The following is a 15,423-nucleotide window of genomic DNA, read 5'->3' on the forward strand; positions in this document are numbered from 1 at the left end:
CTCACGCGGGGACCGGGCCGGTGGAGGAGCGGACGACGAGCTCGGTGGGCATGACGACCTCGTCGGAGCCCTCGTCACCCTCGAGCAGGGCGGCGAGGAGCAGCCGGGCAGCGGCACGGCCCTGTGCGGCGACGTCCTGGCGCACGGTCGTCAGCCCGAGCACGCCGGAGAGCACGTAGTCGTCGATGCCGATGACCGAGAAGTCCTCGGGCACCCGCAGCCCGAGCCCACGAGCGCTCTCGCGCACCCCGATCGCCATCTCGTCGGAGGCGGCGACGACGGCGGTCGGGCGGGGGTCGAGCCGCAGCAGGCCGGCGCCGTCGCGGGCCGCGGCCTCCGCGGTCCAGTCCGACCCGAGGATCCACTCCTCGACGACCGGCAGGCCCGCCGCGGCCATCGTCGCGCGGAAGGCGTCGAGCCGGTCCTGGGGGGTCTGGACGTGGGCGACGTTGCGCGGGACGTCGCCGATGTAGCCGATCCGCTCGTGGCCGAGGTCGATGAGGTGCTGGACGGCGGTGCGCATCGTCGTGCGGTCGTCGATGCGCACGCACGGCCGGCCCGGCACCGACGAGCCGATGGCGACGAGCGGCAGGCCGAGCCGGTCGACGAGCGCCACCTCGTCGGGCTCCATCGGCACGTTGAGCGTGATGAGGCCGTCGACCCGCTTCCAGAGCATGTTCTGCGTCAGGGGCAGGCGCTGGTCGTAGGTGTCGTCCTCGAGGTCGAAGAGGATCGCGTGGTGCCCCCGCGAGCGCAGCTCCTTCTCGATGGCGCTGACGAGCGTGGCGAAGAACCACCGGGTGAGGAAGGGCGCGACGACGGCGACGACCCGGGTCCGGCCCGAGGCGAGCGAGGTGGCCGTCGGCGAGGCGACGTAGTGCAGCTCCTCGGCGACGTCGAGGACCCGTTGGCGGGTCTCGGGGGAGACCCGGTCGAGCCCGCGCAGGGCACGCGAGACCGTGGCGACCGACACCCCGGCCACCCGCGCCACGTCGGTGATCGTGCTCATCGCAGCCACCCGGCCTCCGTCTAGACGCCGGTGTTCCGGCGGGCCCGCCAGGTGAGCCACAGGGCGAGCAGGAGAGCCGCGAGGAGCGCGGCCGACGAACCGGCCGGCTCCCCGCGGACCTCGAGCACGACGGTCTGGATGGTCGCCATCAGGGCGAAGACGCCGAGGATGCCGAGCAGCACCTCGAGCCTCTGCGCCTTCGAGCGGGCGTCACCCGTGCCGCCGCCGGGGTTGAAGAGTCCCATCGTCGGAGGGCGGGCCTCAGCCCTTCACCCCTCCGGCGGTGAGCCCGGAGACGATCGCCCGCTGGAAGAACAGCACCATGATGATCAGCGGCACCGTGACGATCGTGCCCGCGGCCATGACCGCGGTGTACGGCTCCTGGTGCGGCTGGGCGCCGGTGAACTGGGCGATGGCGACGGTGACCGTCTGCGTGGCCGGTGTCGAGAACTGCGCCGCGAGGAGGTACTCGTTCCAGCTCGCGATGAACGCGAGGATCGCGGTCGTGAACAGGCCCGGCGCCGCCAGCGGCAGCATGATCTTGCGGAAGGCCTGTCCCGGGGTGCAGCCGTCGATCCGGGCCGACTCCTCGAGCTCCCACGGCATCTCGGCGAGGAAGGCCGTCAACGTGTAGATCGTCAACGGCAGCGCGAACGAGATGTTCGGGATGATCAGCGCCTGGTAGTTGGTGCCGCTCAGCCAGCCGATGTCGGAGAACAGCTGGAACAGCGGCGAGACCAGGGCCACGCCCGGGAACATCGAGGACCCGAGGATGACGCCGAGGACGACGTACTTGCCCGGGAACTTCAGCCGGGCCAGCGCGTACGAGGCGAAGACCCCGACGAGCATGGCGACGACCGTCGTGACGATGCCGATGATGATCGAGTGGACGAGGGCGGCGCCGAAGTGGTTGCCGCGCTCGGTCGAGAACGCCGTCTTGAAGTTGTCGAGCGTCACGTGCGTCGGCCACGGGGTGGTGTCGAACGTGAAGCCGACGTCGCGGAAGGCCGTGACGATCATCCAGTAGAACGGCGCGAGGCCCCAGATGACGAGGGCGGCGAGCCCGAGGTACATCCGGATCTTGGCGCCGCGGTCGCTCTTGGTGTGCAGCTCCTGGCCGCCGCGGGGGGCGGGGGCCGTCGTGGTCGGTGCGGTCGTGGCGGTCATCAGTTCGCTCCGAAGTACTGGCCGGTGACGGCGTTGGACACGGCCTTGTCGGTGTTCTCGTCCTTGTCACGCCGGCGCTTCTTCGGCTTCTTCGACGACGGCGGGCGCTGGACGACGTCCGCGCCACCGAAGCGGATGAAGAGGAAGGCGACGACCGCGATGAGGAGGAAGACGATCGTCGACAGGGCCGAGGCGCTGTGGAAGCCGTTGCGGATCTGCTTGATGACGAGCATCGACAAGGACGTCGTCCCTCCGGCGCCTCCGGTGAGGATGGCCGGCAGGTCGTAGATGCGCAGGACGTCGAGGGTGCGGAAGAGGACCGCGACCATGAGCGGCGTCTTGACGAGCGGCAGGGTGATCTGGCGGAAGGTCTGCCACTTCGAGGCGCCGTCGATCTGGGCGGCCTCGTAGACGTCGCCGGGGATCAGCTGGAGACCGGCGAGGATGAGCAGCGCCATGAACGGCGTGGTCTTCCAGACGTCGGCGATGACGATGGCGAACTTCGCCGCCCACGGGTCGCTCGTCCACAGCTGGGGGTCGATGCCGACGATGCCGATCAGCCGGTTGGCGATGCCGTCGTAGGCGAAGATGAAGTACCAGAGCTTGGCGGTGACGGCGGTGGGGATGGCCCACGGCACGAGGATCGCCGCGCGGACGAGGCCGCGGCCCTTGAAGGTGCGGTTCATGATCATCGCGAACCACATGCCGAGGATGACCTCGATGACGACGCTGACGACCGTGAAGAAGATGGTCACCCAGAAGGCGTCGTAGAACTGGGCGCCGAGCGTGCCCGGGGGACAGGCGGTGTCACCGCACTGCTGGAGCAGCCAGTGCGTGTAGTTCGAGAACCCCGCGTTGCCGCCCTCGACGAACAGCCCGGTGGCGGGGTCGAGGCCGGAGTCCTTCTGGAAGGACAGCTGCACGGCCTTGAGCAGGGGATAGATGATGATGACGGCCAGGAAGGCCAGGGTGGGGGCCACGAGCAGGAGCCCGAGCCGTCCCTGGCCGTGGTTCAGGCCCTTGCGCTTGGCGGGCTTGGGGCCCGTTCCCTGGGTCGACGTCGGTGTCGACTCCGTGACAGCACTCATGTGTCCGCTCCTTGCCCGGGGGGCGCCGCGTCCCACGGGGACGCGGCCGATCTGGTGGCGTGACCGGGTGGTCAGTGGTGGTCGGTGCGGTGGTGGGGGCACCCCGGGGGAGGCCCCCACCACCGGTCACGCGGACGGGCGGAGCGTCAGCCGCCGGCAGCCTGCATGGCCGCCTGCATGTCCTTGACCGCCTGCTCGGGCGTCTTCTGTCCCTGGATGGCCGAGAAGAAGTTGTCCTGGATGGCCTGGGTCACCGCCGGGTAGAACGGCGTCACCGGGCGGGACACCGCGTTGCCGATCGACTCCTGGAGGGTCGGCAGGTACGGGTACTTCTTCACGAGGTCGGCGTCGGTGTAGATCGACTCGATGACCGGCGCGAGCGAGCCCTTCTCCATGTTCGTCTTCTGCTCCTCCGGGGAGGTGAGGAACTTGAGGAAGTCGAGCGCGGTCGCCTTGTGGTCGGAGTACGCGCTGATCGCGGCCATGTGACCACCGAGGGTCGAGGTGCCCGGGCCGCTGACGCCGGGGAGCGGCGCGACGGCGAACTTGCCCTTGACCTTCGAGGAGGCGTCGGTGGAGGCGAGGTTGTAGACGTACGGCCAGTTGCGCAGGAACAGCAGCTTGCCGTCCTGGAACGAGGCGCGGCTCTGCTCCTCCTGGTAGGTGATGGCCTGCTTGGGGATGTCACCGCTCTTGTAGTGGTCGGCGAGGGCCTTGAGGCCGGCAGCGGCCTCGGGGCTGTCGACGGTCGGCTTGCCCTGGGCGTCGACGACCTTGGCGCCGTAGGCGTTCATCCACTCGGTGGCGTTGCAGGTACCGCCCTCGTACTTGGCGAACTGGCCTGCGAAGCAGTCCATCCCGTTCTTCTTGGCGATGTCGCACATCGACCACATCTCGTCGATGGTCTTCGGCGGCGTCTTCACGAGGTCGCTGCGGTAGTAGAGCATCGCGCCGTCGGAGGAGGTGGGCGCGGCGTACAGCGTGTTGTTGTACGTGGCCGCCTTGACGGTCGGCTCGAGGAAGCCGTCGGTCGGGAGGGCGAACTTGTCCTTGAGCGGCGTCAGCCAGCCCTTGGCCGCGAACTCCGCGGTCCAGACGACGTCGACCGAGACGACGTCGTAGCCGGCGTCCTTGGCCTGGAAGTGCTGCACGAGGTCGTCGTGCTGCTGGTCCGCCTGGTCGGACTGCTCCTTGATCGTCACCTTCTCGTCGGGGTGCGCGGCGTTCCAGCGCTCCGCCATCGGGCCGAGGAGGTTGCTGTTGTCCTTGCCCTGCACGTAGGTGATCGGGCCCCGCGAGTCAGCACCCTGCTGCGCGGCGTCGTCACCCCCGGAGGAATCGGACCCGCAGGCCGCGACGGTGAGGGCCACCGCGAGGACTCCGGAGATCGCCGCCGTGCGGCGCATCGTGATGAGGGGCATTGCCCGCCTCCATTTCACTGGGTCGCGCCGAGGCGGATGCCTCGGCGGTGAGGGGAACCGGACCAAACGTAAAAGCGTTTACACACCCCGGTCAACGGGTCGTCGAGCGTGTGCGGTAACGATTGCGTAACGCGCCCGTCACCTCGGGGACGCCCGGGAGGGGGCCCGCGGCTCAGCGCACGGGTGCGCCGATGCCGGCGACGACCGCGGGGTACGCGGTGCCCGAGCCGTCGCGGCGCCCGGTGGGCTCGGGGAGCTCGAGGGCGACGCCGCCGGCGCCGGACGCGCGGGCCGGCAGGGCACCGACCCAGGCGAGGACGAGCGCGTCCTCGCCGCGCAGGAAACGGTGTGCGCGAACGCCGCCCGTGCCGCGACCCTTTGCCGGGTACTCCGCGTACGGCGCCACCTTGAGCGAGCCGGGCTGGGTGCCGGGCAGGGCGTCCGAGGAGCCGGACGACGTCACCACGACGTTCTCGGCGGCGGGGTCGACGGCGCCGAAGAACACCGCCGAGGCCCTGGGGGAGAGGCGGATTCCCGCCATGCCGCCGGCCGCCCGGCCCTGCGGGCGGACGGCGGAGGCCGGGAAGCGCAGGAGCTGGGCGTCGCTCGTGACGAAGACGAGGTCCTCGGCGCCGTCGCGCAGGGCCGCCGCGCCGACGACGGAGTCGCCGTCCCTGAGCGAGATCGCCTCCCAGTCCGACCGGGCCGGGTGGTCGGTGGTGACGCGCTTGACGACGCCCTGGGCGGTGCCGAGCGCGACCCCGGGGCCCTCCGCGTCGAGCGGCACGATGGTGAGGGGCTCCTCGCCGCGGGGGAGGTCGACGTACACCGCGAGCGGTGCGCCGCCGGACAGGCTCGGCGCGCCACCGAGCGGCGGGAGGGCCGGCAGCTCGAGGGCCGACATCCGGATCATCCGACCGCGCGACGTGACGAGCGCGAACTCGCCTCTCGCCGTGGTCTTCACGGCACCCACGACGGCGTCGTGCTTCGCGCGGGGGCCGTCGGCCGGGACCGGCTCGGCGTCCGAGGTGCGGGCCAGCAGACCCGTGGACGAGAGGAGCACCCAGCACGGGTCGTCGGCGACCTCGAGCGGCGTGGTCTGGGTGGCGGGGGTGCCGGCCGACTCGAGCAGGACGGTGCGGCGTGGCGTGCCGTGCGCCTTGGCGACGTCGGCGAGCTCGCCGGAGACGGTGCGGCGCAACAGCTTCTCGTCACCGAGGATGGCCTCGAGCTCCTCGATGAGGCGCTGGAGCTCGTCGCGCTCGGCCTCGAGCTCGATGCGCGAGAACTTCGTCAGCCGGCGCAGCTGGAGCTCGAGGATGTACTCGGCCTGGGCGTCGGAGAGGTCGAAGACCGAGATGAGCCGGCCCTTGGCGGTGGCGGCGTCGTCACTGGCCCGGATCAGCTGGATGACCTCGTCGATGTCGAGGATCGCGACGAGCAGGCCCTCGACCAGGTGCAGGCGGTCCTTGCGCTTGCCGAGCCGGTACTCGGTGCGCCGGCGCACGACGTCGGTACGGAACTGGACGTAGGTGCGCAGCAGGTCCTTGAGGCCGAGGGTCTGCGGCTGGCCGTCGACGAGGGCGACGTTGTTGATGCCGAAGGAGTCCTCCATCGGCGTGTGCTTGTACAGCTGCTCGAGCACGGCGTCGGGGTTGAAGCCGTTCTTGACCTCGAAGACGAGGCGCAGGCCGTTCTTGCGGTCGGTGAGGTCCTTGACGTCGGAGATGCCCTGGAGCTTCTTGGACTGCACGAGCACCTTGACCCGCTCGATGACCTTCTCCGGGCCGATGAGGTAGGGCAGCTCGGTGACGACGATGCCCATCCGGCGCGGGGTGATCTTCTCGACCCGGGCGGTGGCCCGGGTGACGAACTTGCCGCGCCCGGTGAGGTAGGCGTCGCGGACGCCGTCGAGACCGATGATGCGTCCGCCGCCGGGCAGGTCGGGGCCGGGCACGAACTTCATGAGGTCGTCGAGGGAGCAGTCGGGGTGGTCGAGCAGGTGGCGGGCGGCGCCGATGACCTCGACGAGGTTGTGCGGGGCCATGTTCGTCGCCATGCCGACCGCGATGCCGCTCGTGCCGTTGACGAGCAGGTTGGGAAAGGCCGCCGGCAGCACGCCGGGCTGGGTCATCGAGTCGTCGTAGTTCGGGACGAAGTCGACGGTGTCCTCGTCGAGCGAGGTGACCATGAGGAGGGCGGCGGGTGCCATCCGGGCCTCGGTGTACCGGGAGGCGGCCGGGCCGTCGTCGAGGGAGCCGAAGTTGCCGTGGCCGTCGACGAGCGGCAGCCGCATCGTCCACGGCTGGGCGAGCCGGACGAGGGCGTCGTAGATCGCCTGGTCACCGTGCGGGTGGTACTTGCCCATGACCTCGCCGACGACGCGCGAGGACTTGACGTGCGGGCGGTCCGGGCGCAGCCCGAGCTCCGACATCCCGTAGAGGATGCGGCGCTGCACCGGCTTGAGGCCGTCGCGGGCGTCGGGCAGGGCCCGGGAGTAGATGACGCTGTAGGAGTACTCGAGGAACGCCGAGCGCATCTCCTCCTCGACGTCGATGTCGACGACCTTCCCGAGGTCGTCCTCGGGGGGCGGGGTGCTCGTGCGCTTGGCCATGGGGTGGGGCGGTTCCTCACATCGGGTCGGCCGGGGACGCGCACCCGGCAGGGATCGGCACCATCCTCACAAACGGTCGGACGCGGTCCACGACGACACTCCGAACCGGCCGTGGTGGACGACGTCGGCGAGCGGACGACGGCGGCGGGTGCGCGCCGAGCCCGAGGTGCGCCGGCCCTCGTGGCCGAGGGCGACGACGCCGACGACGCGCCGGCCCTCCGGCACCCCGAGCGCCTGCCGCACGGCGTCGTGGCGGCCGGCCGGCACCCCGAAGAAGAGGCCTCCGAGGCCGGCGTCCTCGGCCCCGAGGAGCAGGATCATCGCGGCCATCGCGACGTCGGTGTCCCAGTACGGCACGGGCCAGCGGTCGAGGGAGCGGTCGGTCCAGCCCTTGTCGGGCTCGGCGTACCGGTCGAGGTAGGCGTCGGGGTCGGAGAGGCAGACGACGAGGACCGGGGCGGCGGACACGCCCGTGAGCCAGGCGTCGCGCCGGTCCGGCTCGGTGGCGGCGGCCCAGAACGCGTCGCGGTCGGCAGGCTCGGCGAGGACGACGAAGTCCCAGCCCTGGCTGAACCCCGCGCTCGGGGCCCGGACCGCGAGCGCCAGCAGCGAGTCGACGACCCCGGGCGGCACGGGGCGGGTCGGGTCGAAGCGGCGCACCATCCGGCGCCGGCGGACGGCCTCACGAAGCTCCACGCCACCCAGTGTGCCCGGCACCGTGCCGGCCGGCCCCGGGTGGCAGGATGGGACCCATGGCGGAGGCGACGCTCCCCCCGGGATACCCCACCTCCTGGGAGGCCGACGTCGTGCTGCGGGACGGCACGGTCGCCAGCGTCCGCCCGATCCGGCCCGATGACGGCGACGCGCTCCAGCGCTTCCACAACGCCCAGTCCGACGAGTCGATCTACCTGCGCTTCTTCGCCCCGCTGCGTCGGCTCTCCGACGCCGACGTCCTGCGCTTCACCCACGTCGACTACGTCGACCGGGTGGCCCTCGTCGTGACGATGCGCGAGGAGATCATCGGCGTCGGCCGCTTCGACCGGCTCGACGCGCGCAGCGCCGAGGTCGCCTTCAACATCAGCGACCACTACCAGGGCAAGGGGATCGGCTCGGTCCTCCTCGAGCACCTCGCCGCCATCGCCCGCGACCTCGGCATCGCCCGGTTCACCGCCGAGGTGCTGCCGCAGAACCGGAAGATGCTCGCGGTCTTCTCCGACGCGGGGTACGAGGTGGCCCGGCGGATCGAGGACGGCGTCGTCGAGGTCGGGTTCGACATCGAGCCCACCGACCGGTCGCGGGCGGTCGAGATGAGCCGCGAGCACCGCGCCGAGGCCCAGAGCCTGCGCGCGCTGCTCACCCCGCAGACCATCGCCGTCGTCGGGGCCAGCCGGCGCACCGACACCTTCGGGGGCCAGCTTCTGGACCGGCTGCTCGAGTCGAAGTTCGCCGGGCGGGTCGTGCCGGTGAACCCGCACGTCAAGAGGCTGCGCCGGCTGACCTGCTACCCGACCGTCTCCGCGGTGCCGGGCACGGTCGACCTCGCGATCGTCGCCGTGCCGGCGCCGGCCGTCCTCGAGGTCGTCGACGAGTGCGCGGAGGCGGGGGTCAAGTCGCTGCTCGTCGTCTCCGCGGGGTTCGCCGAGGAGAGCCCGGGCGGCGCGGCCCTCCAGGTCGAGCTCGTCCGGCGGGCCCGCGGCGCGGGGATGCGGGTCATCGGGCCGAACTCGTTCGGCATCATCAACAACGACCCCGAGGTGCGCCTCAACGCCACCCTCGCGCCCACCCTGCCCCCGCCCGGCCGGCTCGGGCTCTTCGCGCAGTCCGGCGCGCTCGGCATCGCGGTCCTCGCCTCGGCCGCGCGGCGCAACCTCGGCATCTCCACCTTCGGGTCCGCCGGCAACCGGGCCGACGTCTCCGGCAACGACTTCATGCAGTACTGGATCGACGACGACGCCACCGAGGCGGTCGGGCTCTACCTCGAGTCGATGGGCAACCCGCGCAAGTTCTCACGGATCGCGCGCAAGCTCGCGCTCATCAAGCCGGTCATCGTCGTCAAGTCGGGTGTCTCGCGCTTCGGCGTCCCCCCGGGCCACACGGTGCGCGAGACCAAGGCCCGCCCCGAGGTCTTCTCGGCGATGCTCAAGCAGGCCGGCGTCATCCGGGTCGAGAACGTCCACCAGCTCTTCGACATCGCCCAGCTCGTCGTCCACCAGCCGTTGCCGGCGGGGGACCGGGTGGCCATCGTCGGCAACTCGGCGGCGCTCGGCGCGCTGACGGCCGACGCGTGCACCAGCTGGGGGCTGACGGTGGCCCACGGCCCGGTGTGCCTCGCGAGCGAGGCCTCGGCCGAGGACTTCCGGGCCGCCCTCGACCGGGCCTTCGAGGACCCCGGCGTCGACTCGGTGGTCTCGTGCTTCATCCCCCCGCTGGCCACGGGCGACGAGCAGGTGGCCGCGGCGGTGCGCGACGCCTCCGCGGCGTCCGACAAGCCCTGTGTCGCGACCTTCCTCGGGCTGCGGGGCGTCGACGACGGCCACAGCTCGGTCAAGGGCACGGGCGGCGACGTGCGCGCCATCCCCGTCTACGCGATGCCCGAGGACGCCGTGCGGGCCCTCGCCGCCGCAACCCGCTACGGGCAGTGGCGTTCTCGCGACCAGGGCACGCCGGTGGCGCCGGTCGGCATCAACCGGCGCATCGCCGAGGACGTCGTCGGCACGGTGCTCTCGGTCAGCCCGACGGGCCGCCGGCTCACGCACGACGAGGCCACCGCGCTGCTCGCGGCGTACGGCGTCGACGTGTGGGGCCAGCACGAGGTCGAGACCGTCGAGGACGCCGTCGCGGCGGCCGAGGAGCTCGGGTACCCGGTCGTGCTCAAGTCGGTCGCGCCCATGGTCCGCCACCAGGGCGGCAGCGGCGGCGTGCGGGTCGACCTCGTCAACGAGCACGAGGTCCGCACGGCGTGGGCCTCGCTCAGCGAGCGGCTCGCCCCGCTCCAGGCCGACCGCTTCGTCGTGCAGAAGATGGCCTCTCCCGGGGTCGCGTGCGTGGTCACCTCCGACGAGGACCCGCTCTTCGGCCCGGTCATCGGCTTCTCCGTCGCCGGGCTGCCGACCGAGCTGCTCGACGACGTGGCCCACCGCATCCCGCCGCTCACCGACGTCACCGTCTCCGAGCTCATCTCGTCGATCAAGGCGGCGCCGGTGCTCCACGGGTACCGGGGGCAGACGCCGGTGCACCGCGCCGCGCTCGCCGACCTCATCGCGCGCGTCTCGGTGCTCGCCGACGACATGCCCGAGATCGCCTCGCTCGTGCTCAACCCGGTCAACGCGCACCCGGGCGGCGTGGAGGTCCTCGGTGCCGAGATCACCCTCGCGCCCGCGCCGCGCCGGATGGACCCCGGCCGCCGCTCGCTGACCTGAGGTCCCGGCGGCCGTCAACCGCCGCTGCGGGCCTGCGCCACGAGGTCGCGCCAGGTCCGGGCCGCCGTGCTCGTGCTCGAGGCCGTGCCCACCGGGGTGCCCCACCGCAGCCGCCAGTCCGCGCGGTCGCCCTTGGAGTCGAAGACGTTGACGTGGTGGGCGCCGTTCGCGCGGGCGTAGGCGACGGCGTCCTGGAGGACCCTGGAGCGCCGGCCGGGATCGCCGACGTCCTCGAGGTAGCCGAACTCGCTGACCGACCACGGCGTCCTGTTGCGCGCGGCGAAGTCGCGGACGAAGGACATGAGGTGCTCGGGCCGTCGCCAGTCGACGCCGTCGGTGTAGCCGGCCGGGCAGCAGGCCGTCTGGGTGGCGTGGGGCAGGGCGTAGACGTCGGCCGAGACGATGTCGACGTGGCCGCCGTCACGGGCGTCCGTGGGCCACCAGTCGGCCGGCGCGCTGGTCCACATGCCCTTGAACGTGACGTTCATGAGGATGAGCGCGACCATCCGCCCACCACCGTCCGCGGCGTCCTGGGCGTCGACGATGCGCTTGAGCGCGAGGAGTCCGGCCCGGTACTGCGCGGCGTCGAACTTGCCCGCCCCGTAGTTCTCGGGCTCGTGGTAGACGGTGAGGATGATGTCCTTCGGCGTCGTCGCGACGAAGGCGCGCACCTGCTCGACGATCGGGTCGGTCGGGTTCGAGAGCCGTTGCGGCAGAACGCGGAACGAGTACTCGAAGCGCGCGCCGGGATGGGCGAGGTACGCGGGGGTGTCCTGCCACCGCGCGTAGCCGAAGCCGGAGTCGAACTCCCGGTACACGTCGACGGGACCGATGGCCGGGTCGAACCACGGCCAGCTGCTCGAGGCGGCGCCGAGGAGCAGCCGCTGGCTCGGCGCGTCGGTGACGGTGACGGTGCGGGTGGTCGAGGCGCTCGCGAGGTCGTCGTCGGTGACGGTGAGCCGCACGACGTAGCTGCCGGCGGTGTCGTACGTGTGGCTCGTCAGGGCGCCGGTACCCGTGCTGCCGTCACCGAAGTCCCAGGCGTGGTCCTGCACCTGCCCGTCCGGGTCGCTCGACGTCGAGCCGTCGACGGTGCACGACAGGCCGGAGCAGTCGCTCGTGAAGGCCGCGGTCGGGGGGAGGTTGCCCGGCCCGCCCGGGTCCTCCGCGGGCAGCAGGACGGTCCAGGCGAGCGCGGTGGTCGCCGGGGTCGAGGTGGCCGCGGGGCCGGGGAGCGAGCCGGCCGGCACGTCGGCCCGGTCGGCGAGCACCGCGCCGTAGCGGCCGCTGCCCGTCCCGAGCGCGGTGTCACGGGTCGTCGTGGTCGCGGGGGCGCTCCACCCGGTCGTCGTCGAGGACCGGTCCACCCAGTACGACACCGCGGTCTCGCCGCCGGAGGCCGCGACCGCCGGCGACGGGTGCGTCGTCGAGGCGGCGGTCTCGGCCGACCCCGCGACGGTGAGGGCCCGGGCCGGGTCGACGCCGCGGTAGACGGTGAGGGTGAGCATCGCCTTGGCGAAGGCCGTCGTGTCGAAGCGCACCCGCGTGCCGGCGTCGCCGGCCGCCGCCGTGCGGCGGTAGACCGTCGAGGTCAGCGTCGTGCTGGTCGTCGTGGCGACGGTGCTCCACCCGGTGAGCCCGCTCGGGCCGCTCCACGTGACGCCCGAGGCGCGGGTGAGGACGAGGAGGAGGGTGTCGCCCGCTGCCGTGCCGGAGGGGACGGTCGCCTCCTTGAACAGCTGGGCCTGGGGAGCCGAGTGCGCGGCCCCGACGTAGGTGACGCCGCCGGCGGCCTCGGCCCGACCGGGCACGAGGAGCGAGGCGAGGAGGACGGCCAGGGCCGCGAGGACCGTCGGGACGCCACGTCGGGCCTGTCGTCGGAGCATGACGCCACCTCCCACCCGGACCGCCCGCGCCCTGCACGCGGCGGTGCGCCTCGAGTGTCCTCCCGGGCGGGCTCCCGTGTCACGCCCCCCGGGGCTCCGAGCGCCGAGCGGCGTCCGGCCTGCGCGGGGCCACGGCATGATGGGGCCATGACCAGCGCGCACCACGCCCCCGTCCTGCCCGAGGACCTCGTCCTCTCGATCGAGCGGGCCGGCTACTACCCGGCGCTCGTCGTGGACGTCGTGGCGGCGGCGCTGTCGGGCGAGCGCATCGCCAACCACCTCGTGCACCTCGAGACGACCTTCGACCGCGACGTCGTGCGCCGGCACATCACCGTCCTCGTCCTCACCCCCTCCCGGCTGCTCATCGCCCACCTCGACGACCACGCCGACGAGCCGCCGGCACCGCAGGACGTCGCGACCGCGACGACCGAGTCGATCCCGCTCGCCGCGGTCAAGGGCGTCATGCTCACCCACGTCGTCGAGGACCCGGAGGGCTACGTGCCGGGCACGCTCGGCCGCGAGGTCACGCTGACCCTCGGCTGGGGGACCGTCGCCCGGATCGACCTCGTGCCGGCCTCGTGCAGCGACCCCGACTGCGACGCCGACCACGGCTACGAGGGGACGATCACCGGCGACGACATCGCGCTGCGCATCTCGGCGGCCGCGGACGGCGACGACAAGCTCGCGGGGGCGCTGTCCTTCGCCCGCGACCTCTCCTCCGCCATCGGCCAGGGCTGAGGTGCCGCTCCCGGCGGCGCCCGACTACGCCACCGCGAGCCTCGCCGACGTCCTCCCGAGCGTCTGCGCGAGCCTCGGGGTGCCCTCGGCCCTCGGGGAGCCGGCGTGGTCCGGGCGGCTCGGGCTGCCCGTGGCCAGGCGCGCCGTCGTCGTCCTCGTCGACGGCCTCGGCGCCGACCAGCTGGCGCGCCGCCTCGGGCACGCCCCGTGGCTGCGGGCCCAGGCGGCGACGACCCGGCGGGTGCCCGCGGGCTTCCCCTCGACGACGGCCACCTCGATGGGCACCTTCGGCACCGGCTCGGGGCCGGGGGAGCACGGGATGCTCGGCTACGAGGTGCTCGTGCCCGGCGAGGACCGGGTCTTCAACGAGCTGTCGTGGGAGGACGGCCCGGACCCCGAGCGCTGGCAGCCGGGGCGCACGTGGTTCGAGCGGGCCGAGGCGGCCGGCCTCGAGGTCGTGCGCACCGGTCCCGGCTTCTTCGACGGCTCGGGGCTGACCCGGGCCGCGCTGCGCGGTGGCCGGTTCGCGGCGGCGGAGTCGCTGGCCGGCCGGGTCGACGCCGCGCTGCGGGCCGTGCGCACCTCGCCCCGGGCGCTCGTCTACCTCTACTGGGGCGAGGTCGACAAGCTCGGGCACGTCCACGGCCCCGAGTCCTTCGAGTGGACCACCGAGCTCGAGTCCGTCGACCGCGAGCTGGCGCGGCTCGCCGCGGGGCTGCCGGACGACACCTCGCTGACCGTCACCGCCGACCACGGGATGGTCGCCTGCCCGCACCCGACGCGCGTCGACGTCGCCGAGGAGCCGACCCTGCGCGAGGGGGTACACCTCCTCGGGGGCGAGCCGCGGGCGACGCACGTGTACTGCCGCCCGGGCGCCGCGGCCGACGTCGCCGCGGCCTGGGCGGCCCGGCTGGGGGAGCGGGCCTGGGTCCTGCGCCGCGAGGAGGCGGTGGCCGCCGGGTGGTTCGGGCCGGTCGCGCCGGTCAACCTCGCCCGGATCGGGGACGTGGTCGTGGCCGCGGCCGACGACCTCGCCGTCGTCGACTCCGCCCGGATGCGCCCGCAGCTGCTCGCCCTCGTCGGGATGCACGGCTCGCTGACCGGCGAGGAGCTGGACGTGCCGGTCGTCCACGTCCCCGCCCGGGTCGCCTAGGGTGGGCGCCCGTGGCTGATCTCGTGTTCTTCTCGGGGACGATGGACTGCGGCAAGTCGACCCTCGCCCTGCAGATCGACCACAACCAGCGCGCCCGCGACCGGCGCGGCCTGATCTTCACCAAGCTCGACCGCGCCGGCGACTCGGTCCTCTCCTCGCGCCTCGGCCTCGAGACGACCGCGGTCGAGGTCGGCGACGACCTCGACTTCTGGGAGGTCGTCGTCGGGCAGCTGACGGCGGGGGACCGGGTCGACTACGTCATCTGCGACGAGGCGCAGTTCTACACCCCGCGCCAGGTCGAGCAGCTCGCCCGGGTCGTCGACGAGCTCGGGATCTCGGTGACCGCGTTCGGCATCACCGCGGACTTCCGCACCGAGCTGTTCCCCGGGTCCCGCCGGTTCATCGAGCTCGCCGACCGGGTCGAGGTGCTCCAGGTCGAGGCGCTCTGCTGGTGCGGACGGCGGGCGACGCACAACGCCCGCATCGTCGACGGGGTCATGGTCGTCGAGGGCGAGCAGGTCGTCGTCGGCGACACCGCGGCCGCGCGCGAGGGGCTCGTCGAGTACGAGGTGCTCTGCCGCCGGCACCACATGCGCCGGATGAACAGCCACGCCGCGCGGGCGGCCTCGCCGACCCCGGACACGCTCCCGTTCGACCTCGACGCCTGCCCAGTGCCGCCGACCCGCTGACACCGGCGGAGCGTCGCTGGGTCGAGGTGAAACCCGACCGCGAGAAGGTCCCCTTTCACCTCGACTCGACGGAGTATCTCCGGGTCGAGGTGAAACCCGACCGCGAGAAGGTCTGTGTTTTGAAGGGACATCTCTGACAGGGATGTGAAGGGAGATGTCTGACACCCGGTGTGTTCCAGCGGCGACGATGCCGCGTGTGAGCGAGCAGGTGGTGTCGATGGAAGTGCGGTTGGCGATGG

The 15,423-nt window shown here is 72.6% G+C and carries 12 protein-coding genes; 4 read left to right on the forward strand and 8 right to left on the reverse strand.

What is annotated here, in order from left to right; all coding sequences use genetic code 11:
• Position 1 precedes the first annotated feature (1 nt).
• The 7 genes from JQN70_RS18955 to JQN70_RS18985 form a co-directional block, all read right to left on the reverse strand.
• Positions 2-1,009 carry a LacI family DNA-binding transcriptional regulator gene (locus JQN70_RS18955; RefSeq protein ID WP_204132939.1) on the reverse strand — a complete coding sequence of 336 codons (1,008 nt, stop codon included), beginning with the start codon at positions 1,007-1,009 and terminating at the stop codon, positions 2-4.
• 20 nt (positions 1,010-1,029) lie between these two features.
• A complete protein-coding gene (locus JQN70_RS18960) occupies positions 1,030-1,254 on the reverse strand; it encodes a hypothetical protein (RefSeq protein WP_204132940.1) in 225 nt (74 codons plus the stop codon).
• Between the two features lie 16 nt (positions 1,255-1,270).
• Positions 1,271-2,176: a carbohydrate ABC transporter permease gene (locus JQN70_RS18965; protein WP_204132941.1), complete on the reverse strand. Its 906-nt coding sequence runs from the start codon at positions 2,174-2,176 to the stop codon at positions 1,271-1,273.
• Positions 2,176-3,264 carry a carbohydrate ABC transporter permease gene (locus tag JQN70_RS18970; protein WP_204132942.1) on the reverse strand — a complete coding sequence of 363 codons (1,089 nt, stop codon included), beginning with the start codon at positions 3,262-3,264 and terminating at the stop codon, positions 2,176-2,178. The genes JQN70_RS18965 and JQN70_RS18970 overlap by 1 nt, the downstream gene beginning before the upstream one ends.
• A 146-nt stretch (positions 3,265-3,410) precedes the next feature.
• Positions 3,411-4,685: an ABC transporter substrate-binding protein gene (locus tag JQN70_RS18975; RefSeq protein ID WP_239111855.1), complete on the reverse strand. Its 1,275-nt coding sequence runs from the start codon at positions 4,683-4,685 to the stop codon at positions 3,411-3,413.
• A 172-nt stretch (positions 4,686-4,857) separates the two neighbouring features.
• The gene (locus JQN70_RS18980; protein WP_204132943.1) at positions 4,858-7,299 is read right to left on the reverse strand and encodes a DNA gyrase/topoisomerase IV subunit A; all 2,442 of its coding nucleotides are present in this window, start codon (positions 7,297-7,299) and stop codon (positions 4,858-4,860) included.
• Between the two features lie 66 nt (positions 7,300-7,365).
• On the reverse strand, positions 7,366-7,995 hold the full coding sequence (locus tag JQN70_RS18985) for a nitroreductase family protein (protein WP_307836096.1): 630 nt from the start codon (positions 7,993-7,995) through the stop codon (positions 7,366-7,368).
• A gap of 56 nt (positions 7,996-8,051) precedes the next feature.
• Here JQN70_RS18985 and JQN70_RS18990 point away from each other — a divergent pair, with 56 nt between their 5' ends.
• Positions 8,052-10,718: a bifunctional acetate--CoA ligase family protein/GNAT family N-acetyltransferase gene (locus tag JQN70_RS18990; RefSeq protein WP_204132944.1), complete on the forward strand. Its 2,667-nt coding sequence runs from the start codon at positions 8,052-8,054 to the stop codon at positions 10,716-10,718.
• Between the two features lie 14 nt (positions 10,719-10,732).
• On the opposite strand, the gene JQN70_RS18995 is transcribed toward JQN70_RS18990, so the two are convergent.
• The gene (locus JQN70_RS18995) at positions 10,733-12,604 is read right to left on the reverse strand and encodes a PKD domain-containing protein (protein ID WP_239111856.1); all 1,872 of its coding nucleotides are present in this window, start codon (positions 12,602-12,604) and stop codon (positions 10,733-10,735) included.
• Between the two features lie 147 nt (positions 12,605-12,751).
• Between JQN70_RS18995 and JQN70_RS19000 the strand changes: the two genes are divergently transcribed.
• From JQN70_RS19000 to JQN70_RS19010, 3 genes are read left to right on the forward strand one after another with little or no spacing between them, the layout of a single operon-like run.
• Positions 12,752-13,342: a DUF5998 family protein gene (locus JQN70_RS19000; RefSeq protein WP_204132946.1), complete on the forward strand. Its 591-nt coding sequence runs from the start codon at positions 12,752-12,754 to the stop codon at positions 13,340-13,342.
• Position 13,343: 1 nt separating this feature from the next.
• Entirely contained in the window at positions 13,344-14,495 is a 1,152-nt protein-coding gene (locus JQN70_RS19005) for an alkaline phosphatase family protein (RefSeq protein WP_204132947.1), read from the forward strand.
• Positions 14,496-14,506: 11 nt separating this feature from the next.
• On the forward strand, positions 14,507-15,184 hold the full coding sequence (locus JQN70_RS19010) for a thymidine kinase (protein WP_204132948.1): 678 nt from the start codon (positions 14,507-14,509) through the stop codon (positions 15,182-15,184).
• Positions 15,185-15,423: the final 239 nt, after the last annotated feature.

This window comes from Phycicoccus sonneratiae (assembly GCF_016887965.1).
GTDB classification, from domain to species: domain Bacteria; phylum Actinomycetota; class Actinomycetes; order Actinomycetales; family Dermatophilaceae; genus Phycicoccus; species Phycicoccus sonneratiae.

Coding starts and splice junctions, on each gene's coding strand:
- JQN70_RS18960 (WP_204132940.1), bottom strand. CDS start 1,254: ATGGGACTCTTCAACCCCGGCGGCGGCACGGGTGACGCCCGCTCGAAG.
- JQN70_RS18970 (WP_204132942.1), bottom strand. CDS start 3,264: ATGAGTGCTGTCACGGAGTCGACACCGACGTCGACCCAGGGAACGGGC.
- JQN70_RS18975 (WP_239111855.1), bottom strand. CDS start 4,685: ATGCCCCTCATCACGATGCGCCGCACGGCGGCGATCTCCGGAGTCCTC.
- JQN70_RS18955 (WP_204132939.1), bottom strand. CDS start 1,009: ATGAGCACGATCACCGACGTGGCGCGGGTGGCCGGGGTGTCGGTCGCC.
- JQN70_RS18980 (WP_204132943.1), bottom strand. CDS start 7,299: ATGGCCAAGCGCACGAGCACCCCGCCCCCCGAGGACGACCTCGGGAAG.
- JQN70_RS19000 (WP_204132946.1), top strand. CDS start 12,752: ATGACCAGCGCGCACCACGCCCCCGTCCTGCCCGAGGACCTCGTCCTC.
- JQN70_RS18995 (WP_239111856.1), bottom strand. CDS start 12,604: ATGCTCCGACGACAGGCCCGACGTGGCGTCCCGACGGTCCTCGCGGCC.
- JQN70_RS18965 (WP_204132941.1), bottom strand. CDS start 2,176: ATGACCGCCACGACCGCACCGACCACGACGGCCCCCGCCCCCCGCGGC.
- JQN70_RS18990 (WP_204132944.1), top strand. CDS start 8,052: ATGGCGGAGGCGACGCTCCCCCCGGGATACCCCACCTCCTGGGAGGCC.